The sequence below is a fragment of the Micromonospora sp. NBRC 110038 genome, assembly GCF_020884815.1.
Classification (GTDB): domain Bacteria; phylum Actinomycetota; class Actinomycetes; order Mycobacteriales; family Micromonosporaceae; genus Micromonospora; species Micromonospora haikouensis.
This window is the reverse complement of sequence record NZ_BBOL01000001.1, coordinates 1070207-1091143: the sequence shown is the minus strand read 5'-3', so window position 1 is coordinate 1091143 and position 20937 is coordinate 1070207. Positions and strand designations below refer to the sequence as shown.

Genomic DNA, 20937 nt, shown 5'->3' with positions numbered 1-20937 from the left:
CCGGCTCCGGCCGACGGGCCCCGCACCGGGGCCCGACAGACTTCGGGGGCCGACGGGCCCCGCACCGGGGCCCGACAGTCTCAGCCGCCGGCCACCACCGGGGGTGCGCCCACCAGGTCCAGCCGGTCGCCGAGGATCACCGCGCTGGCCCGGACCAGCTGGGCGAGCCGGTCCACCTCGGTGGAGTGGAACGCGGCGGGGCTCAGCGCCTCGGTGTGGTCGCGGGACACCACCAGGACCAGCCCGGCCCGGCCGAACGGCGCGATCGCGTAGTGGGTGCCGTCGGCCCCGGTCATCGCGCGGGCCCGCAGCGGGGTGATCTCGGGCAGCAGGGGCGGGACCGGCACCCGCCAGCTCGCGTGGGCCACCGTGGCGTCGCCGCCCCCGCCGCCGGTGCGCGAGGCCCAGTCCAGCGGGACGACCGCCGCCACCGACCAGTCCGCGGCGAGCAGCCCCGGCACCGCGTCGACCAGCGTGGCCAGGCCGTCGGCCGGGTTGCCGGCCACCTGGGCCAGCAGCTCGGCGTCCTGCCCCGTGGTGGTCGGCGCGCCGATCGCTCGCCAGACGCCGTCGACCCGCACGCCGGGGATCGCGGCGAGGCCGGCCAGCAACCGCTCGACCCGGGAGGCGCCCGGCCACACCACGGTGAAGTCGTCGACCGCCCGCCCGCCGAGCCGTTCCAGGACCACGACCTGGACGATGTCGGCACCGGAGACGCCGAGTGTGCGGGCCACCTGGCCGAGGGTGCCGGGGCGGTCCGGCAGGGTCACCCGAACTCTCAGCAACATGATCGTCCCTCCGCTCGGCAGGCCGGCGCAGGGCGGCCGGCAGGCTGGGCACCAGCCTGCCGGTTGACCATTTCGCCCCTGTTGCCGGGCCGTGTCCCCGGGGAAAATCCCACCTTGACAAGGTGCGTGAGCTGCCATCAACTAGTCGGATGACCGATCCGGCCGTCGTCGACCCGCGCACCGGCCCCGGTGCGGACGCGGGCGCCCCGAAGGGTCTCGACCTCGACCGGCTCGCCACCTACCTGGCCGCGCACCGGCCCGAGCTGGCCGCCCCGCCGCTGCGGGCCCGGCTCGTCGCCGGCGGCAAGTCCAACCTGACGTACGCCCTGCGGGTCGGCGAGGGCGCGACCGGGCGGGAGGTGGTGCTGCGCCGGCCGCCGCTGGGCCACGTGCTCGCCACCGCGCACGACATGGCCCGGGAGCACCGGATCATCTCGGCGCTCGCCCCGACCGCCGTGCCGGTGCCGGCGGCGCTGCTGCTCTGCCCGGACCCCGCCGTGCTCGGCGCGCCGTTCTACCTGATGGAGAGGGTCGACGGCGAGGTGTTCCGCAGCCGGTCGCAGACCGACGCGCTGACCTCCGGGCAGCGCCGCGACCTCGCCATGGCGATGATGGACACCCTCGCCGACCTGCACGCGGTCGACCCGGCCGCCGTCGGGCTGGCCGACTTCGGCCGCCCCGAGGGTTTCCTCGGCCGGCAGGTGCGGCGCTGGGCCGCCCAGCTCGACCAGTCCCGCAGCCGCCCGCTGCCCGGCATCGACGAGCTGCGCGCCGCGCTCGCCGGCTCGGTGCCCGAGGGCGCGAACGCCGGGCGGATCGTGCACGGCGACTACCGGCTGGACAACCTGCTAGCCACGGTCGGCGCCGACCCCTCCGCCGACGGGACCGGCGGCACCGCGGGCGCGGTGTCGGTGCGGGCGGTGCTCGACTGGGAGATGGCCACCCTCGGCGACCCGCTGGCCGACCTCGGGCTCCTGTTGACGTACTGGGACGTGCTCGGCGACAGCGACGCCGCCGCCGGCAACCCGGTCGCCGACGGGCTCGGGCCGCGCGCCGGCTTCCCCGCCGGGGCCGAGCTGATCGAGCGGTACGCCGGGCGCGCCGACGTCGACGTCGGGCCGCTGCACTGGCACGTCGCCCTGGGCTGCTTCAAGCTCGCGGTGATCTGTGAGGGGATCCACTACCGGCACACCCTCGGGCAGACGCTCGGCGGGGGCTTCGACCGGATCGGCGACATGGTCGCGCCGCTGGTCGAGCACGGTCTGCGCGCAGTCAGGGAGCAGTGATGGACTTCCAGTTCGACGCCCGCACCGAGAAGCTGCGCGCGCGTCTCGGCACGTTCCTCGAAGAGTGCGTCCACCCGGCGGAGGCGGTGCACGCCGAGCAGGTCGCGGCGGCCGGCGACCCGTGGGCCCGCTCCCCCGTGCTGGCGGAGCTGAAGGCCGAGGCGCGCCGGCGCGGCCTGTGGAACCTCTTCCTCCCCGACCCCCGCTACGGCGCGGGGCTGACCAACCTGCAGTACGCGCCGCTGGCGGAGCTGACCGGCCGCAGCCCGCACCTGGCCCCGGAGGCGGTCAACTGCGCCGCACCGGACACCGGCAACATGGAACTGCTCGCCGAGTTCGGCTCCGAGGCGCAGCGGGACCGCTGGCTCAAGCCGCTGCTGGAGGGGGAGATCCGCTCGGCGTTCTGCATGACCGAGCCGGACGTCGCCTCCTCAGACGCCACCAACATCGCCACCCGGATCGTCCGCGACGGCGACTCCTACGTGATCGACGGGCGCAAGTGGTGGTCGTCGGGGGCGATGGACCCGCGCTGCGAGATCTTCATCGTGATGGGCAAGACCGACCCCGGGGCCGACCGGCACCGCCAGCAGAGCATGATCCTGGTCCCCCGGGACACCACGGGCGTGACGGTGCGGCGCGGGATGACGGTCTTCGGCTACAGCGACGCCCCGCACGGCGGCCACGCGGAGATCGACTTCACGGGCGTCCGGGTGCCGGCGGAGAACCTGGTCGGCGCGGAGGGGGCGGGCTTCGCCATCGCCCAGGCCCGCCTCGGCCCGGGGCGCATCCATCACTGCATGCGGCTGGTGGGCATGGCCGAGCGGGCCCTGGAGCTGCTCTGCCGCCGGGCCAACCAGCGGATCGCGTTCGGCCGTCCCCTGGCCGAGCAGGGCGTGGTGCGGGAGTGGATCGCCGAGTCCCGGGTCCGCATCGAGCAGGCCCGGCTGCTGGTGCTCAAGACCGCCTGGCTGATGGACACCGTCGGCAACAAGGGCGCGCACACCGAGATCCAGGCCATCAAGATCGCCACCCCGGCGATGGCGGAGTGGGTGATCGACAAGGCCATCCAGGGGTACGGCGGTGCGGGCGTCAGCCAGGACACCCCGCTCGCCGGGCTCTGGGCCCAGGCCCGCACCCTGCGCCTCGCCGACGGCCCGGACGAGGTCCACCGGTCGTCGCTGGCCAAGCGGGAGCTGCGCCGCTGGGCCTGACCGGGCCGCGCCGGGCCGCCGGCGGGACCGCCGCCGCGCGGGGGTCAGACCGACACCAGGTCGAGCCAGGCGATGTTGTTGTTGTAGCGGACGTTGGTCCCGATGTCGGTGCTCATGAACAGCAACGGGTCGGTCAGCGAATCCCAGATGGCCAGCAGGGAGAAGTGCCCCGGGCCGGGCACCGCGGGCCACTCGGCCCGCACCGTCGTCACGCCCGCAGGGACGATGAGGACCCGCGAGGTGACCGGCACCCAGGCCAGCGGCCAGGACAGGCTGCCACCCGGGGTCGTCCGGTAGAACCGCAGCGTCCCGCTGTCGGTGCCCGACCCGTACGGCCCGGGGTTGCGCAGCTTGACGAAGATGTAGCTGGTCGAGCCGGCGACCGGGAACGTGCTGGTCGCGCACTCCACCGATGTCGGGCAGACCTTGATGTCCGGGCTGGCCCAGAGAGGGCTCGTCGCGTGCGGCTGGATGCCGGTGTCGGAGACGTTGTCCCGCATCCACACGTCGGTGACCGTCATGCTCCGGGCGGGCTTCGCGGCCGATGTGGCGACTGCCGCCGGGCCGGCGGCAGCGGCCGGGGTCGTGGCGGTGGCCAGCAGGCCGGCGAGGACCGGGCCGGCGCACAGGGCCAGGGCCAGGCGGCGGGCGCGGCTTCCGAGGATTGTCACGACAGCGGTCTCCCATCGACGATGACGCGGGCCGGGAGACACCCCGCGCCCGCGTGGTCCTGACGTCAGGAGCCGGCGCACGGGCGCGCTGATACCGGCCGGCGGCCCGGGACTTCCCAGATGACGCCAGGCCGGATCAATCAGACAGCGCGCCCTTCCGTCCGCTCGCGGGACCGCTCAGGCGGAGGCGCGGCGGACCATGTGGGTGTCGAGGAGGATGTGGTTGGTCGGGATGTCCTCGCCGCGGATGCGGGACACCAGCAGGTGGGCCATCTGCCGGCCCATCTCCTCGACCGGCTGGAAGACCGTGGTCAGCGGCGGCTCGGCCTGCCGGGCCACCGGCGCGTCGTCGAAGCCGATCACCGCCACGTCGTCCGGCACCCGCCGGCCGGCCTCGCGCAGCGTCCGCAGCGCGCCGAAGGCCATCAGGTCGGAGGCGACGAAGACCGCGTCGAGATCCGGGCAGACCTCCAGCAGCCGGCGCATGCAGGCCGCCCCGCTGCCCTCGCTGAAGTCGCCGTACGCGATGAGGTCGGGGTTGAGGCCGGCCCCGGTGGCATGGACGGCCTCCCGGTAGCCGGTCAACCGGGCCAGGCCGGCGCCCATGTCCTGGGTGCCGGCGATGGTGGCGATGCGCCGCCGCCCCCGGGCGAACAGGTATTCCACCGCGTGCCGGGCGCCACCGACGTTGTCGACGTCGACGTAGTAGGCGGGCTGCGCGCCCGGCTGGAGCATCCGGGCCGGCCGGCCGCCCAGCACCGTCGGCAAGCCCCGCTCCTCCAGCAGGGTGGGCAGCGGGTCGGAGTCGTGCAGCGACAGCAGCAGGACGCCGTCGACGTGCTGGTTGGTGAGGTGGTGCTCGACGCGTTCCCGCTCCACCGGCGACTGGGCCATGGCCAGCCAGAGCTGCATCGGGGTCTCCAGCAGGCCCGAGCTGATCCCCCGGACGATGCCGGCGAAGAACGGCTCGGTGAAGACCCGGTCCCCGGACTCGGAGACGACCAGCGCCACCGAGTCGGTCCGCTGGGTCACCAGGGCCCGGGCGGCGCGGTTCGGCACGTACCCCAGCTCGGCGATGGCCTGTTGCACGGCGGCCCGGGCCTCCGGGCTCACCTGGGGTGAGCCGTTGACCACCCGGGAGACCGTGCCGCGCCCGACGCCGGCGCGCGCGGCGACCGCGTCAAGGGTCGGGCGCCCGAGCGACCGGGTGCGCTGCGTTGTCATCGTCTGCTCCTCCGACATGGGCGGCCCGGTGCGCCCCCCGGGTTGGGGGGACGGGCACCGGGACCGCCCGTCACTCGCTGGCCGTGTGCCCTATTGTGCGGCCAGACCGTTGCGTCGGATCACCTCGGCGTACCACCTGGCGCTGGACTTGGGGATGCGGACCTGGCTGTCGTAGTCGACGTACACCATGCCGAAACGCTTGGTGTAACCCCAGGCCCACTCGAAATTATCCATCAGCGACCACGCGAAGTAGCCCCGTAGGGGCACCCCTGCACCGATCGCCGCGTGTGCCGCCCGCAGGTGCGAGTCGAAGTAGGCCAACCGGTCGGTGTCGTCGACCTGACCGTCGACCACGGTATCAACAAAAGCGGAACCGTTTTCGGTCACGTAGAGCGGAAGGTCGGTGTAGTCGCGGTGGACCCGTTCCAGGGTCTCGACCAGCCCGGGGGCGTCGATCTCCCAGTCCATGTCGGTCACCGGGACACCCCGGGTGACGAACCGGACGTCCTCGCTGCCCGGCCAGCACGTGGGCGCCCGCCAGTATGCCTGCGGCTGCTCCCCCTCGACGGGGGCGGCGACCACGTGCCGGCTGTAGTAGTTGATCCCGACCAGGTCCAACGGCGTCGAGATGGTCGCCAGGTCGCCGTCGCGCACGTGCCCGAAGTCCGTCACCGACGCCAGGTCCGCCTGGAGGTCCGCCGGGTACGACCCGCGCAGCACCGGGTCGAGGAAGAACCGGTTGGCCAGCGCGTCGATCCGCCGGGCGGCGTCCGCGTCGGCCGGCGAGTCGGTGGCCGGGGTCACCGGGTACAGGTTGACGGTGATGCCGAGCTGGGCGTCCGGCCGCGACGCCCGCAGCGCCTGGACCGCCAGGCCGTGCCCGAGCATCAGGTGGTGCCCGGCCCGGACCGCGTCCGCCCCGTCGGTACGCCCCGGCGCGTGCGCGCCCGAGCCGTACCCGAGGAACGCCGAGCACCACGGCTCGTTGAGCGTGGTCCAGTAGCGCACCCGGTCGCCGAGCGCGTCCGCGACGAGCTGGGCGTAGTCGGCGAACCGGCCGGCGGTGTCCCGGGCTGGCCAGCCGCCCGCGTCCTCGAGCGGCTGCGGCAGGTCCCAGTGGTAGAGGGTCAGCCACGGCTCGATGCCGTGGCCCAGCAGCTCGTCGACCAGCCGCTGGTAGAAGTCCAGGCCCTCGGCGTTGGCCGCGCCCGAGCCGCCCGGCTGCACGCGCGGCCAGGACACCGAGAACCGGTAGGACTTCAGGCCCAGCTCCGCCATGAGCCGCACGTCGTCGGGCATCCGGTGGAAGTGGTCGCAGGCCACGTCGCCGGTGTGCCCGCCGACTGTCCGCCCCTCGGTGTGGCTGAAGGTGTCCCAGATCGAGGGGGTACGGCCGCCCGCCGTGGCCGCGCCCTCGATCTGGTACGCCGCGGTCGCGGCACCCCACAGGAAGCCGGGCGGGAAGGTGATGGCCGGGCCCTGGTCGAGGACGCCGACGGCGGGCGGACGGGTCGGATCGCTCACGACTTGACGGCACCTTCCATGATCCCGCCGATGATCTGGCGGCCGAACAGGACGAACACGACGAACAGCGGCAGCGTGGCGACCAGGGTGCCCGCGAAGATCTGCGAGTTGTCGGCGAAGTAGGCCGTGTTGAGGCTGCGCAGCGAGATCTGCACGGTCGGGTTGGCCGGGTCGGCGAGCACCACGAAGGGCCAGAAGAACTGGTTCCACTGCTCCATGAAGGTGAGCAGGCCCAGCACCGCCGCCGCCGGCCGCAGCGCGGGGACGACGACGTGCCAGTAGACGCGCCAGGTGGAGCAGCCGTCCACCCGGGCGGCCTCGATCAGCTCGTTGGGCACGGCCTGCTCGGCGTACTGGCGCATCATGAAGATGCCGAAGCCGCCGATGAGGAACGGCACGGTGACCGACGGCATGGTGTTCAGCCACTCGAGCTTGGCCATCAGGATGTAGAGCGGCAGCACGCCGAGCTGGATCGGGACCATCATCGAGGCGAGGATGATCAGCAGCATCGCGTTCTTGCCGCGGAAGCGCAGCTTGGCGAACGCGAAACCGGCCAGCGAGCCGAAGAAGACGGTGGCGACGGTGATCGTCCCGGAGACCAGGAACGAGTTCATCAGCCCCTTGACGATGTTGGCGTCACCGTTCTCCAGCACCCGCTGGATGTTCTCGCCGAGCTTGCCGCCGGGCAGGAACGGCGGCGGCCAGGAGTTGGCCGCGTCGTTCGTCCGGGACGCGATGACGATCATCCAGTAGAACGGGAACAGCGAGAGGATCACGCCGAAGACCAGGCCGACCCAGGTCAGCGGGGTCGCCTTCCAGATCCGGTCGGCCTTGTGCGCATCGCGCGGCGGCCTGCCGGCCGGGCGCGCGGGTGGGCGGAGCGTCGTGGTCGTCATCTGGCGCAACCCTCACTTGTCGGAACTGATGCGGCGGGCGAGCAGGTAGTTCACCAACGACACCAGCGCGATGAGCAGGAACAGCACGAGGGCGACCGCGCCGGCGTACCCCCAGCGGAACCGCGTGTTCATCACGTCGAGCAGGTACATGGTGATGGTCTGGAACTGCCCCTCCGAGCCGCCGGAGAGCGCCCCCGCGCCGCTGGTGAACATCAGCGGCTCGGTGAAGAGCTGGAGCCCGCCGATGGTCGAGACGATCAGCGTGAAGATGATCGTCGGGCGGAGCTGCGGGATGGTGATCGACCAGAACTGCCGGCGCCGCGACGCGCCGTCCAGCGCCGCCGCCTCGTACATGTCCTTGCTGATCGACTGCATGGCGGCCAGGTAGATCAGGGCGTTGTAGCCCACCCAGCGCCAGTCGACCATGGTGGAGATGGCGAACCAGGAGGCGAAGCGGTTCGCCCGCCAGTCGATCGGGTCCATGCCGACCATGTCGAGCAGCCAGTTGGCGAGGCCGAACTCCTTGGCGTAGATCATCGAGAAGATCAGCGCCACCACGGCGGTGGAGGTGATGATCGGCATCGCGATGGCCATCCGGAAGAAGGTCTGCGCCCGCAGCTTCCGGTTCAGCGCGTTGGCCAGCACCAGCGCCAGCATCAGCTGCGGCACGGTGGAGAGCAGGAAGATGCCGAACGTGTTGACGACCGCGTTCCAGAACTGTGGGTCGTTGGTCAGCAGCTCGACGAAGTTGTCCAGGCCGACGAAGCTGATCGTGGCGTTCAGCGGCGACCGGTCGGTGAGCGCGATCCAGACCGTGTAGACGATCGGGTACGCGCTGAAGACCGCGAAGATCACGAAGAACGGCAGGACGTACAGGTACGGGGAGAACTTCAGGTCCAGCCGGGTGAAAGAGGCCGGGCGACGGTGCGCGGCACGGGCGGGGCGGGCGGGTTCACCGCCCCCGCCGGGGGGCGCTGCGGTGTGGAGGTCCAGGCTCATCGACGGTCCTTCTCGTCGGTCGGCGCGACCCGTCCGCGCGGGCGGCGCCGGGGGATTACCGGCCTTCCGCGCGGGCGGTGCCGGGGGGTTGCCGGCCCGGCCGCGTGGGCGGCGCCGGGGATTGCCGGCCCGGCCACGCGGGCGCACCGGGGCTTACCGGGCACCGCGGGTGGCGCCGACAGTCGCCTGTCGACGCCACCCGTGCTCGGTTCGGCCGGTCACTTACCGGCGGCCTCGCCGTTCTTCAGCGCTGCTTCCCACTGCTCGGCGGCGGGCTTGCCCTGCTCGACGGCGCGCAGGGTGTTCTCCACGGCGGTACGGACAGCCTGGTTCTTCGGGCCGAGGTAGACCGGCTTCAGCTCGCTCGCACCGGCGGCGAAGATCTTGCCGACGGGGGCGTTGGTGAAGTACTCGTTGGTCGAGTCGGCGACGGCCGGGTCGGCCAGGGCCTGCGGCGACGACGGCAGGTTGCCGACCTTCTTGAACGCCTCGATCTGGCCCTTGGCGCTGGTCAGGAACTTCACCAGCTCGGCGGCCTCCTTGGGGTGCTTGCTGGACTTCGGCACGGCCAGGAAGGAACCGCCCCAGTTGCCGCCGTTGCCGGGGGCCTTCGCGACGTCCCACTTGCCGGCGGCGGAGTCACCGGCCTGGCCCTTGATGACACCGGTCATCCAGGCGGGGCAGGCGATGGTGGCGAAGGTGCCGTTCTTGAAGCCGGCGTTCCACTCGTTCGAGAACGACTGGAGGTTGTTCGACAGGCCGGCGGCGATCATCTTGGTGGAGAGGTCGTACGCGGTCCGCACGTCCGGGTTCTCGCCGATGACCAGCTTGTTGCTCTTGTCGTAGTAGGTGTAGCCGGAGCCGTTGCCCGCGGTCTGCATCAGCACGACGTTGTAGAAGTTGGTCGCCGAGTCGACGAACTTGTGCTTCTTGTCGGCGGCGGCGAACTTCTGGCCGGCGGCGATGAACTGGTCCCACGTCGGCCAGAGCGCGCCGACCTCTTCGCGGTCGGTCGGCAGGCCGGCCGCCTTGAACAGGTCGCTGCGGTAGCACAGCGCCATCGAGCCGACGTCGGTGCCGAGACCGAGGACGGTGCCGTCCGGGGTGGTGCCCTGCTCCCACTTCCACGGCAGGAAGTTGGCCTTGAGGTCGTTCGCGCCGTGGTCGGCCAGGTTCACGAACTTGCCGGCCTGGGCGTAGAACTGGACGATCGTGCCCTCTTCGAGGGCCACCACGTCGCCGGCGCCGGCGCCGGCGGTGATCTGCTGGGTGAGGCGGGTGTTGTAGTCACCGAGGCCGAGGCCCTTGCCCCGCTGCTCGATCTTGATGTTCGGGTGCTCCGACTCGAACTGCTTGTAGAGCTCGTCGTAGCCGAAGCCCTGGTCGCCGAAGACGTCGACGACGAGCTTGATCGGGTCGTCGCTGCTGCCCGAGCCCTCGTCGTCGCTGCCGCAGGCGGAAGTGGTGGCGATCATCGCGACGGACGCGAGCGCGATGGCCGCGAGCCGCCGGCGACGGATTGGGACGCTCATCCGAGACCCCTCTTTCGGTGGTGAGGCTGTGTCATGTGGTGGGGGGTGCTGTGCAGGCGCTCGCGGCCGGCGGCCGGAGCCCACGGTCGACGCCCGGCGCCGTAGCGGAGAGATCCGCAACACAGCCCCGGGAGCGCTCCCATGAGACTGGAGGAGAGTCCCCGAGGTGTCAATAAGCCGTTGGGAGCGTTCCCAGATCGTTACCGCCGTGTGTCGGAACTATCGCTGCGGCGCGTCTGAGCGACGCGACCCGCCGGCGCACCGGCAGCTGCCCCGGAGCGTCATGTCGGGCAGATGGCGGCATCACCGCGCCGGGATACCACCACCTGCCCGACATCACGCCACGCGACCAGCGGGTTGGGCGGTTTGTCCGACCGGGCGCGGTGGCGTGGGGCGGGTCCGGCGTGGGGCGACGTGGGGCAGGTTCGGCGTGGGGCGACGTGGGGCAGCTTCGGCGTGGGCGCGACTGGGGCGGGGCGGGCCGGGATGACCGGCGGACCCCGGGGCGGGCGAGCCGGGCCGGGGCGGGCGAGCCGGGCCGGGCAGGGCGAGCCGGCACGGGGCAGGGCGAGCCGGCACGGGGCAGGGCAGCACGGGGCGGGGCAGCACGGGGCGGAGCGGGCCGGGGCTGGGCGTGGCTGGGTTGATCGACTTCGTGTCGGTGACATGGCGGCATCAACGCGCCGGGATACCCCCACCTGCCCGACATCCCGTCACCCCTCCACCGGAATGGGCGGTTTGTCCGGCCCTGCGGGGTGGTGTGGGGCGGGGTGGGTCGAGCCGGGCCGGGCCGGGGTCGCGGTGGTGACCGGCGGCACCCCCGGGTCGGAATCCTGGCCGGGGCGGGGGCGTTACACCTGACGGACGACCGAAGCAGGTTCCCGGATCCAGCAGGACCCGCCCCCGCCACCCGGGTTGTCACCCCCCGGGGAATGGGGGCCGGTCGCCGGTCGTTACACCTGGACCCGGCGCGGTACCTCACGGCAGCCGCCCCGGCCCTCCCTCATCTTCTTCTTTCCCCCTTTGTTCGTTGTTCGGGCGCCTCGACGTGGTGCTCACACCCGCCCACCCCTACGGGCCGGTGTCGACCCCCCGATAGGAGTCACCCCCATGAACACGACCATCCTGCGTAAGAGCGTCCTCGGCATCGCCGGACTCGCGTTCGCCGGTGGCCTCGCCGCCGGCCCCCTCCACCACGCCACCACCACCGACACCGGCACTGTTGATGCGCGGCCCGTCGCCGCCGTACAGGCCGACAAGACCGTGGACGCCGGGAAGCTGATCCCGCACGGTGTGCAGGGCACGCAGTCGCGCATCGACCTCGACGCCGAGCAGACCGCCAACGCCAAGGCCATCATCGCCGCCACCAAGAAGACCGGCCTCGACGAACGCGCCGCGGTCATCTCCATCGGCACCGCCCTGCAGGAATCGAAGCTGCAGAACCTCGGCCACCTCGGCGACCGCAACGACCACGACTCCCTCGGCCTGTTCCAGCAACGCCCCTCCAGCGGCTGGGGCACCCCCGAGCAGATCACCGACCCGGAGTACGCGACCACCGCGTTCCTCAAGGGCCTCAAGCAGGTCGACGGCTGGCAGGACATGCCCCTGACCGACGCCGCCCAGACGGTGCAGGTCTCGGCCTACCCCGACGCGTACGCGCAGTGGGAGCAGCAGGCCGCCGACCTCGTCACCCAGCACTGGAACAGCTGACCCAGCGAACACACGCCGCCGGCCGGGCCCCGATCACCGGGGCCCGGCCGGCGGCGTCTCCACCTCGCCCAGCCGAGTGTCAGGAAGGAGCCCTCCGCTGCCGAAGCGTTCGCGCCTCAGCAGAGGTGGCGCAGGAGGGTGGCGGCGCGGCCCGGGTCGAAGGCGTCCGGGTCGTACGCGTCGCCGGCCCAGTCCCGCAGCCGTTCGTGCTCGGGGTGTGCGGGGTCGACGAGCGCGGCCAGCAGCACCTGGTGTCCGGCCGGACCGCCGACGTCCTCCGGCGGGCAGGCCCGCTCGCCGGCCAGGCAGGTCGGGTACCGCTCGTCCGGGTCGGCGGTGACGGCGTCCTCGACGAGGATGTCGTGCTCCCACCAGTCGCCGAAGTCGTAGGTGTAGTGGAAGCGGCTGCCCTTGCCGAGCACCGCGTCCAGCCGGACGTCCAGCTCGTCGCGCACGGCCAGTTCCCCGTCCGGGTCGGGCTCGGCGTACTGCGTGCCGTCGATCTCGAACGAGTGCAGGTGGCAGTCGCGCCAGCCCATCGCGTGCTGCACGACCCGGTGCAGCCGGTCCAGCGTGTAGCCGGCGGGGACCAGCACCCGCCGCCAGACGAGGGGGTGGACTCCGGCGAGGGACACCTTCAGCTGGAATATCTGACGTGGCATGTGCTGCCCCCTTCCATCACGACATAGGCTGCCGGCATGATCTGCCGAGCCTGCCGGGAACGGCGGCACGACGAATGCCCGGGCCGGAAGTGGTGCGACTGCCAGCACCGTACCCCCGAACCCACCCCTCCGGTCACGGGTCCGGCCGGCGAATGAGCGCCGAAGCCGCGATTTCCCGTCTCTGGCCGGCCCCGTCGGCGACCCCGTTGGACGACGCGGAGCTGACCGCGCTGTACGGCCGGACGGACCGGCCCCACCTGCGGGTGAACTTCGTGACGAGCGTCGACGGCGCGGTCTCGCTCGACGGCTACTCTGCGGGGCTGTCCGGCGTGCCGGACAAGCGGGTCTTCGGCCTGCTGCGGATGCTCTGCGACGGGCTGCTGGTGGCCGCCGGGACGCTGCGCCACGAGGGGTACGGCGCGGTGCGGCTCGACGCGGCGCGGCGGGCCTGGCGGCGCGCCCACGGGCTGGCCGAGTATCCGACCCTGGTGGTGGTCTCCGGCTCGCTGGACCTGGACCCGGCACAGGCCGCCTTCGCCGACGCGCCGGTGCGCCCGGTGGTGCTCACCCACGCCGCCGCCGAGGCGCCGCCGGGCCTGACCGAGGTGGCCGACCTGGTGCGCTGCGGGGCCGACCGGGTGGATCTCGCCGCCGGCCTGGCCGAGTTGCGCCGGCGCGGCCTCTCGCAGGTGCTCTGCGAGGGCGGCCCGCACCTGTTCGGCGCGCTCACCGCCGCCGACCTGGTAGACGAGGTCTGCCTCACGGTCGCGCCGCTGCTCGCCGGGGCCGGGCCGGGGCGGATCGCCGCCGGGCCCGCCGGCGGGCACCGGGAGTTGCCGCTGCGACACGTGCTGGCCGCCGCCGACGGCGTGCTGATGCTCCGCTACGCCCGCGAAGCCCAAGCCGAAGCCAACGCCAACGCCAACGCCGAAGCCGACGCCGACGCCGACGCAGCCCCGGCCCCGGCCGCCGCTTCGTAGGCGGGGCGGGGGCGCGGGGCCGGGGCCGCGGGCGGTTCCGGCACGGCGGGGACGTCGCCGCCCCCGCCGTACTCCGATCGGGTCAGGCGACCTTGACCGCCGTCCAGGCGGCGGCGACGGTCCGGTACTCGACGCTGCTGGCGCCGTACAGGTCGGCGGCGGCCGACAGGGTGGCGGTGCGGGCCCCCGCGTAGTTGGTCCGCGAGGTCATGTAGGTGGTCAGCGCGCGGTACCAGATCGCGCCGGCCTTGGCGTTGCCGATGCCGGTGATGGTGCTGCCGTCACAGGTGGGGCTGTTGCCGTACGCGGACGCGCCGCTGCCGACGGCGAGCAGGTAGAAGAAGTGGTTGGCCACGCCGGAGGAGTAGTGCACGTCCTTGAAGCGCAGGGTGGTGGACCAGCAGTCGGCCGAGGAGCCGTCCTTCGAGGGCTTGTCCATGTAGCGCAGCGGCGTGCTGCGCAGCTTCTCGCCGATGAGGTAGTCGCCGGGGTCGCTGGCGTTGGCGGCGGAGAACTCCACGAGGGTGCCGAAGATGTCGCTGGTGGCCTCGTTGAGGCCGCCGGACTCACCGCTGTAGACCAGGCCGGCGGTGTTGCTGGTGACGCCGTGGGTCATCTCGTGGCCGGCGACGTCGAGGGAGGTCAGCGGGGCGAAGCCGGAGCCGCCGTCGCCGTAGGTCATGCAGAAGCAGGAGTCGCTCCAGAACGCGTTGGCGTAGTTGTTGCTGTAGTGCACCCGGCTGTAGGCGGCGACGCCGTCGTTACGGATGCCGTTGCGGCCGAACGTGTTCTTGTAGTAGTCCCAGGTGACGGCCGCACCGTAGTGGGCGTCGGCGGCGGCGGTCTGCCGGTTGGCCGTGGTGCCGTCGCCGAAGACGTTGGTGGCGCTGGCGACGAGGGTGCCGGTGCCGCTGGTGGAACCGTTGAGGTCGTACGTCTTGTGGCCGCCGCGGGCGCCGTCGGTGAGCTGGTACGTGCTGCCGGAGGCGGTGGTGCCCAGCGGCACGGTGCCGGAGTGGAGGGTGTTGCCGGTGCCCTCGCGCTGCACGCCCTCCCAGGAGCTGCGGACCCCGCCGGTGGCGGCGTCGACGAGCACGTGCAGCTCGCTGGGGGTGCCGTCGGCGTACACGCCGCCGACGACCACCTCGTAGGCGAGGGCCGTGCGCGCGCCGTCGGCGTCGTACACGAGCTGGGTGCCGTCGACGCGGCGGGCGGTGGCGGTGGAGGCGGCGAGGGCGGCGCGGCCGGCGGCGGCCTCGCCGACGGCGGGCCGCGCGGAGCGGTCGGCGCGGCGCGGGGCGGCCGTCAGGGTCTGGCTGGCGCCGCGCCAGGCGCCGCCCTTGCCGAGGTGCACGACCAGGTCGCCGCCGAGCACGGGCAGCCCGTCGAGGTAACGGTGCAGCCGGACGTGCTCGGTGCCGTCGGCGTCGGTCGCGACGTTCTTCAGCGTGAAGCTCTGCCCGTCGCCGGCGAGGGCGTCGCCGGCGTGGGACTTCAGCTGGGTGACGGCGCGGGTGAACGCGTCGGCGGAGGGGGCGGCGGCCGGGGCGGCGACGGCCGCGCCGGGCACGGCGGTGGCCAGCAGCGCGGCCGAGGCCAGGCCCGCCAGGACAGTGGTACGACGCATGAGGCTCCTGCCTTCGATCGACGGCCGGTCGGAAGGGGGTGCCGACCGGCGGTGACCCGGCGGTGGTGGCCGCCGGGCCGGCCCACGGCCCGCAGGTGGCGGGCCGCAGGGGCACACCCCGAAACATCGACGTAACGAAGATCCTCGATGAGTGCCGGTGTCATTGTTGCGCCGAGCAACCGGTTCGTGTCACCTCTGCGACGAGAAATTTTGCGACACCGTGCGCGTTCGGAGGAATGCGACGAGTGATCGCGTACCGGGCGGAGGGTGGCGTCCGCCGCGTCGCGTGGCAACCTGTCACATCCCTGCGGCAGGATGCTCCTCGTGTGCCGTGACCGAGACGACCAGCTGACGGGAGCGGGCCGATGACCGAGAGCCTGCCGATCACCGACGACGGGTCCACCGGCCCCGGCGAGGGGGTCGGCCGCGTGCTCGGCACCGCCGACGCCACCCCGCTGACGTTCTGGACGGCCGTGGCCCCCGGCAGCTACCTCCAGCTCGACGACGTGGTGGTGACCCGCCGCGAGATGCCCGACCGCGAGCCGGTGACCATCGCCGGGGTGGTGACCCAGGTGCGGGCGCGGCACGAGGGCGCCCAGTTCGACTCGGACGTGTTCGCCATCGCCGACGGCACCCTGCCGGCGATGGTGCAGGAGGCCGCCGAGATCACCACCACCCGGGTCGACCCGGAGGTCTACGTCCCGCCGACGCCGGGGGCGGTGGTGCACCGGGCCGAGGGCGACGCGCGGGCCCGCGCGTTGCACTTCGACCGGATGGAGCGGCGCATCCCGATGGGCATGGGCCGCGACGGGGTGCCCGTCTACCTCAACGCCGACTTCCTCGACGGCACCCGGGGCGCGCACGTCTCCATCTCCGGCATCTCCGGGGTCGCCACCAAGACCAGCTTCGCCACGTTCCTGCTCTACTCGGTCTTCCGTTCCGGGGTGCTCGGCGGCGACGCGGTCAACGCCAAGGCGCTGATCTTCAACGTCAAGGGCGAGGACCTGCTGTTCCTCGACCACCCCAACACCCGCCTCGACGACGCCACCCGCGCCGGCTACGCCAGGCTCGGGCTCAGCGCCGGGGCATTCCCCGATGTGCGGGTCTACGCCCCGCCCCGGGTCGGCGACTCCTCCGGCACCCCCGACGTGAGCAGCCGGCTGACCGGGGTGGACAGCTTCTACTGGACGCTGAGCGAGTTCTGCGCCGACCGCCTCCTGCCCTACGTCTTCGCCGACGCCGACGACGAGCGCCAGCAGTACACGATGGTCGTCCACTCGGTCGCCGCCCACCTGGCCCGCTACGCGCAGCCCGCCGACGGCGGGGTGAGCGTCGACGGGGTGCGCCTCGGGTCCTACACCGACCTGGTCGACCACATCGTCGAGCAGCTCAACGACGACGAGACCCGGGGCGACTGGGCCGGCAGCGCCGTCGGGCTGGGCACGGTCAACGCGTTCGCCCGACGGCTCATCGGCAGCAAGAAGGACCTGGGGCGGCTGATCCGGGGCGACCTCGCCACCCGCCGCCCGCACAGCATCAACACCAGCGAGTCCGCGCAGGTGACCGTGGTCGACCTGCACAACCTGCCCGACCGGGCGCAGCGGTTCGTCGTCGGCGTGACCCTCAAGAGCGAGTTCGAGCGCAAGGAGAAGGCGGGCACGGCCAAGCCGCTGCTCTTCGTCGTCCTCGACGAGCTCAACAAGTACGCGCCCCGGGAGGGCTCCTCCCCCATCAAGGAGGTGCTGCTCGACATCGCCGAGCGGGGCCGCTCGCTCGGGGTGATCCTGGTCGGCGCGCAGCAGACCGCGAGCGAGGTGGAGCGGCGCATCGTCACCAACTCGGCGATCCGGGTGGTCGGCCGGCTCGACCCGGCCGAGGCGTCCCGCCCGGAATACGGCTTCCTGCCGCCGGCCCAGCGGCAGCGGGCGCTGCTGGCCAAGCCGGGCACGATGTTCGTCAACCAGCCCGACATCCCGGTCCCGCTCTGCCTGGAGTTCCCCTTCCCGGCGTGGGCCACCCGGGTCTCCGAGGCCGGTCGCGCGCCCTCGGAGACGCTACGGTCGATCACGGGGGCGGCCGACCCGTTCGCGGTGGTCGGCTCCGGCGGCGGCACGAGCGACGACGACATCCCGTTCTAGGGGGCAGTCATGAAGATCCTGCACACCTCGGACTGGCACGTCGGCAAGGTGCTCAAGGGGCAGTCCCGGGCCGAGGAGCACAAGCAGGTCCTCGCCGGGGTGATCGAGGTCGCCCGCGCCGAGCGCCCCGACCTGGTGATCGTCGCCGGTGACCTCTACGACACGGCCGCGCCCACCCCGGAGGCGACCCGGCTGGTCACCCGGGCGCTGACCGCGCTGCGCCGCACCGGCGCCGACGTGGTGGCCATCGGCGGCAACCACGACAACGGCCAGGCCCTCGACGCGCTGCGGCCGTGGGCCGAGGCCGCCGGCATCACCCTGCGCGGCGGGGTGCGGGAGAACCCCGACGAACACGTCATCGACGGCACGACGGCCGGCGGGGAGCGCTGGCGGGTGGCCGCGCTGCCGTTTTTGTCCCAGCGCTACGCGGTGCGGGCCGTGGAGATGTACGAGCTGACCGCCGCCGAGGCCACCCAGACGTACGCCGACCACCTGGGCCGGGTGCTCGGCCGGCTCACCGAGGGCTTCGACGAGCCCGACCGGGTGCACCTGGTCACCGCCCACCTCACCGTGGTCGGGGCGACCACCGGCGGCGGCGAGCGCGACGCGCACACCGTCCTGGGCTACGCGGTGCCGGCGACGGTGTTCCCGGGCACCGCCCACTACGTGGCGCTGGGCCACCTGCACCGGTCGCAGCGGGTGTCGGGGCCCTGCCCGATCCGCTACAGCGGCAGCCCGCTCGCCGTCGACTTCGGCGAGCAGGAGAACGTCCCGTCGGTGACGGTCGTCGAGGTGACCGCGACCAGCGCGGCGCGCATCCGGGAGGTGCCGGTGCCGGCGGCGGTGCCGCTGCGCACGGTGCGGGGCACCCTCGCCCAGCTCGCCGAGATCGCCCCGCCAGAGGGCTGGCTGCGGGTGTTCGTCCGCGAGCAGCCCCGGGCCGGGCTGCGGGAGGAGGTGCAGGAGCTGCTGCCCCGGGCTCTGGAGATCCGGATCGACCCGGAGCTGGTGCCGGCCCCCGGCAGCGGCGCCCGCACCGCCCAGCGGGCCGGCCGGTCGCCCCGGGAGCTGTTCGCCGACTACCTCGACAGCCGGGGGCACGACGACGCCGACGTCCGGGAGCTGTTCGACGAGCTGTTCGAGGAGGTGGACCGCTGATGCGCCCGATGCGGCTGGACATGGCGGGCTTCACCGTCTTCCGCGACGAGACCACCGTCGACTTCACCGACGCCGACTTCTTCGCCCTCGTCGGCCCGACCGGCTCCGGCAAGTCCACGGTGCTCGACGCCATCTGCTTCGCGCTCTACGGCACGGTGCCCCGCTGGGGCGGGACGCGGGGGCTGGGCAACGCGCTCGCCCCGTCCGCCACCGAGGCGCGGGTGCGGCTGGTCTTCGAGTCCGCCGGGGACCGCTACGTGGCGACCCGCGTGGTGCGCCGCGACGGCCGGGGCAACGTCAAGACCGCCAACGCCGGGTTGCAGCTCATGCCGGCCGGGTTCGACGTGACCAAACTGGACACCGGGCTCAGCCCGGAGGACCTGGGCGAGGTGATGGCCGGCACCCCGGCCGAGATGGACCGGGCGGTGCTGGAGGCGGTGGGGCTGCCGTACGAGCAGTTCACCAGCTGCGTGGTGCTGCCGCAGGGGCAGTTCGCCGACTTCCTGCACGCCAGGCCGGCGACCCGGCAGCAGATCCTGGTGAACCTGCTCGGCCTCGGCGTCTACGAGGAGGTGCAGCGGCGGGCCACCGAGCGGGCCGGGCGGGCCGAGGCGCGGCTGGAGGCGGTCGACCGGGTCCTCGGCGGGCTCGCCGACGTCGACGACGCGGCGCTGGCCGGGGCGCGGGAGCAGATCGGGCGGGCGCACGAGCTGGCCGGGGCGGTCGCGGCGGCCGTGCCGGAGCGGGATGCGGCCCGGGCGGCGGCGCGGGACGCCCACGCGGCGCTGGCGGCTCTCGACGCCGAGCTGGCCGTGCTCGACGGGGTGTGCGCGCCCGGCGGGGTGGCCGAGGTGGCGCGGGCGGTGGCCGACGCGCGGGCCGGCGTGGGCGAGGCCGCGGGCGCGGTGGCGCTGGCCGAGGAGCGCGAGGAGAAGCTGCGCGGCGAGCTGGCCGGCGCGGGCGACGAGAGCGCGCTGCGGCTGCTGCTGAAGGCGCACGCCGACCGGGACCGGCTCGCCGGGCAGGCCGGGTCGGTGGCCACGGCGGTGACGGCCGCGCAGGCCGAGCACGACGCGGCGGTCGCCGCGCTGGAGGAGGCGCGGGCGGCGGCGCAGCGGGCCGAGGCGGAGCTGGAGGCGGCGTTCCGGGCGCACGAGGAGGCCAAGGCCACCGACCAGGCGGTGGCGCTGCGGGCGCACCTGGTCGACGGGGCCGCCTGCCCCGTCTGCGAGCAGGTGGTGGCCCGGGTGCCGGCGGTGCCGGCGGGTTCGGCGGTGGCGCGGGCCACCGCCGCCGGGAAGGCGGCGCGGGCGGCGGCGCAGGCGGCCCAGCGGGTGGTGCAGGAGCGCGACGCGGCGGCCCGGGACGTGGAGCGGGTGCTGCTGCGGGCCCGCGCCGAGCACGACCAGCTGCGGGGCCGGCTGGCCGAGCTGGACGACCAGCTCGCGGGTGCCGCCGCCCCGGCGGCGCTGCGGCACGACCTGGCCGAGCACGCCCGGCTGCGCAGGGCCCTCGACGACGCGGCGGGCGCGGTGCGGGCGGGGCGCGACGCCGCCCGGCGGGCCCGGGGGGCCCTCGACGCGGCCGAGGAGCGGCTGCGCGGCGCGTGGCGGGGCTTCGACGCGACCCGCGACGGGCTGGCCCGGTTCGGCCCGCCGGCCGCCGACCGGGACGACGTCGCCGCGGCCTGGGCGACGCTGACGGGGTGGGCCGGCGGGGAGGCGGCGCGGCGGCGCGCGGACCGGCCGGGGCTGGCCGAGGCGGTCGCCGGGGCGGAGGCCGCCGTGGCGGCCGTGCAGGACCGGATCGCGGAGATCTTCGCCGCCGCCGGGCTGGCCGCCACCGACGACCCGGTGCGGGCGGCCACCGTCGCCGTGGAGCGCGCCGAGGCCGCCCACCGGCGGCTGGTGGAGCGCCGCGAGCAGGCCGCCGAGCTGCGCGAGCAGCGGGCCGGGCACGAGCGGCAGGCCCGGGTGGCCCGGGCGCTGGCCGGGCACCTGCGGGCCAACAACTTCGAGCGCTGGCTGCTGGCCGAGGCGCTGGACCTGCTGGTCGACGGCGCGTCGGGGATCCTGCGCGAGCTGTCGGGCGGCCAGTACGACCTGGTGCACGACAAGGGCGAGTTCTTCGTCGTCGACCACCACGACGCGGGGCTGCGGCGCGGGGTGCGCACGCTCAGCGGCGGGGAGACGTTCCAGGCGTCGCTGGCCCTGGCGCTGGCGCTGTCGGAGCAGCTCGCGGGGTTGTCCACCACGGCGGCGAGCCTGGAGTCGATCGTGCTGGACGAGGGGTTCGGCACCCTGGACGCGGCGACCCTGGACACGGTGGCGGCCACCCTGGAGAGCCTGGCCGCCCGGGGTGACCGGATGGTCGGCGTGGTCACCCACGTGCCGGCGCTGGCCGAACGCATCCCGGTCCGGTTCGAGGTCCGCAAGGACGCCCGCACCGCCCGGGTGGAACGGACGGGCCTGTGACGGGGCCGGGCGGGGGCGCTCCGACCGGTTGGGGGCCGGGCGGGGCGGGGCCGGGCG

16 protein-coding genes are annotated in these 20937 nt (G+C 73.8%); 7 read left to right on the top strand and 9 right to left on the bottom strand.

Features of this window, described 5'->3' with window-relative positions; genetic code table 11:
* Positions 1–80 precede the first annotated feature (80 nt).
* Positions 81–788 carry an amino acid-binding protein gene (locus LPU61_RS04655; RefSeq protein WP_043962578.1) on the bottom strand — a complete coding sequence of 236 codons (708 nt, stop codon included), beginning with the start codon at positions 786–788 and terminating at the stop codon, positions 81–83.
* 149 nt (positions 789–937) lie between these two features.
* Here LPU61_RS04655 and LPU61_RS04650 point away from each other — a divergent pair, with 149 nt between their 5' ends.
* Positions 938–2074 (top strand): phosphotransferase family protein, encoded by a 1137-nt coding sequence (locus LPU61_RS04650; RefSeq protein WP_229404220.1) that lies wholly within the window; start codon positions 938–940, stop codon positions 2072–2074.
* On the top strand, positions 2074–3285 hold the full coding sequence (locus LPU61_RS04645) for an acyl-CoA dehydrogenase family protein (RefSeq protein WP_229404219.1): 1212 nt from the start codon (positions 2074–2076) through the stop codon (positions 3283–3285). Before LPU61_RS04650 ends, LPU61_RS04645 begins: the two co-directional genes overlap by 1 nt.
* Before the next feature lie 44 nt (positions 3286–3329).
* On the opposite strand, the gene LPU61_RS04640 is transcribed toward LPU61_RS04645, so the two are convergent.
* From LPU61_RS04640 to LPU61_RS04615, 6 genes are all read right to left on the bottom strand, one after another.
* The gene (locus tag LPU61_RS04640) at positions 3330–3956 is read right to left on the bottom strand and encodes a hypothetical protein (RefSeq protein ID WP_229404218.1); all 627 of its coding nucleotides are present in this window, start codon (positions 3954–3956) and stop codon (positions 3330–3332) included.
* A 177-nt stretch (positions 3957–4133) separates the two neighbouring features.
* Entirely contained in the window at positions 4134–5180 is a 1047-nt protein-coding gene (locus LPU61_RS04635; protein ID WP_043962575.1) for a LacI family DNA-binding transcriptional regulator, read from the bottom strand.
* 90 nt (positions 5181–5270) lie between these two features.
* Positions 5271–6704: a GH1 family beta-glucosidase gene (locus LPU61_RS04630; RefSeq protein ID WP_229404217.1), complete on the bottom strand. Its 1434-nt coding sequence runs from the start codon at positions 6702–6704 to the stop codon at positions 5271–5273.
* On the bottom strand, positions 6701–7600 hold the full coding sequence (locus LPU61_RS04625; RefSeq protein WP_043962572.1) for a carbohydrate ABC transporter permease: 900 nt from the start codon (positions 7598–7600) through the stop codon (positions 6701–6703). Before LPU61_RS04625 ends, LPU61_RS04630 begins: the two co-directional genes overlap by 4 nt.
* Positions 7601–7612: 12 nt before the next feature.
* On the bottom strand, positions 7613–8599 hold the full coding sequence (locus LPU61_RS04620; RefSeq protein WP_043962571.1) for a carbohydrate ABC transporter permease: 987 nt from the start codon (positions 8597–8599) through the stop codon (positions 7613–7615).
* Positions 8600–8817: 218 nt separating this feature from the next.
* The gene (locus tag LPU61_RS04615) at positions 8818–10131 is read right to left on the bottom strand and encodes an ABC transporter substrate-binding protein (RefSeq protein ID WP_043962570.1); all 1314 of its coding nucleotides are present in this window, start codon (positions 10129–10131) and stop codon (positions 8818–8820) included.
* Between the two features lie 1110 nt (positions 10132–11241).
* On the opposite strand from LPU61_RS04615, the gene LPU61_RS04610 reads away from it, so the two are divergent.
* Positions 11242–11841: a hypothetical protein gene (locus LPU61_RS04610; RefSeq protein ID WP_229404216.1), complete on the top strand. Its 600-nt coding sequence runs from the start codon at positions 11242–11244 to the stop codon at positions 11839–11841.
* A 116-nt stretch (positions 11842–11957) separates the two neighbouring features.
* On the opposite strand, the gene LPU61_RS04605 is transcribed toward LPU61_RS04610, so the two are convergent.
* On the bottom strand, positions 11958–12503 hold the full coding sequence (locus LPU61_RS04605; protein WP_229404215.1) for a plasmid pRiA4b ORF-3 family protein: 546 nt from the start codon (positions 12501–12503) through the stop codon (positions 11958–11960).
* A gap of 152 nt (positions 12504–12655) precedes the next feature.
* Between LPU61_RS04605 and LPU61_RS04600 the strand changes: the two genes are divergently transcribed.
* Positions 12656–13483 (top strand): pyrimidine reductase family protein, encoded by an 828-nt coding sequence (locus LPU61_RS04600; protein ID WP_229404214.1) that lies wholly within the window; start codon positions 12656–12658, stop codon positions 13481–13483.
* 82 nt (positions 13484–13565) lie between these two features.
* Here the strand turns inward: LPU61_RS04600 and LPU61_RS04595 are convergent, their stop codons facing one another.
* On the bottom strand, positions 13566–15110 hold the full coding sequence (locus LPU61_RS04595) for a M4 family metallopeptidase (RefSeq protein ID WP_229404213.1): 1545 nt from the start codon (positions 15108–15110) through the stop codon (positions 13566–13568).
* Positions 15111–15493: 383 nt separating this feature from the next.
* On the opposite strand from LPU61_RS04595, the gene LPU61_RS04590 reads away from it, so the two are divergent.
* From LPU61_RS04590 to LPU61_RS04580, 3 genes are read left to right on the top strand one after another with little or no spacing between them, the layout of a single operon-like run.
* On the top strand, positions 15494–17248 hold the full coding sequence (locus LPU61_RS04590) for an ATP-binding protein (RefSeq protein ID WP_043964232.1): 1755 nt from the start codon (positions 15494–15496) through the stop codon (positions 17246–17248).
* Positions 17249–17257: 9 nt separating this feature from the next.
* A complete protein-coding gene (locus LPU61_RS04585; protein ID WP_043962566.1) occupies positions 17258–18406 on the top strand; it encodes an exonuclease SbcCD subunit D in 1149 nt (382 codons plus the stop codon).
* Positions 18406–20880, top strand: coding sequence for an AAA family ATPase (locus LPU61_RS04580; RefSeq protein WP_229404212.1), 2475 nt, complete (start codon positions 18406–18408; stop codon positions 20878–20880). The genes LPU61_RS04585 and LPU61_RS04580 overlap by 1 nt, the downstream gene beginning before the upstream one ends.
* Positions 20881–20937 lie beyond the last annotated feature (57 nt).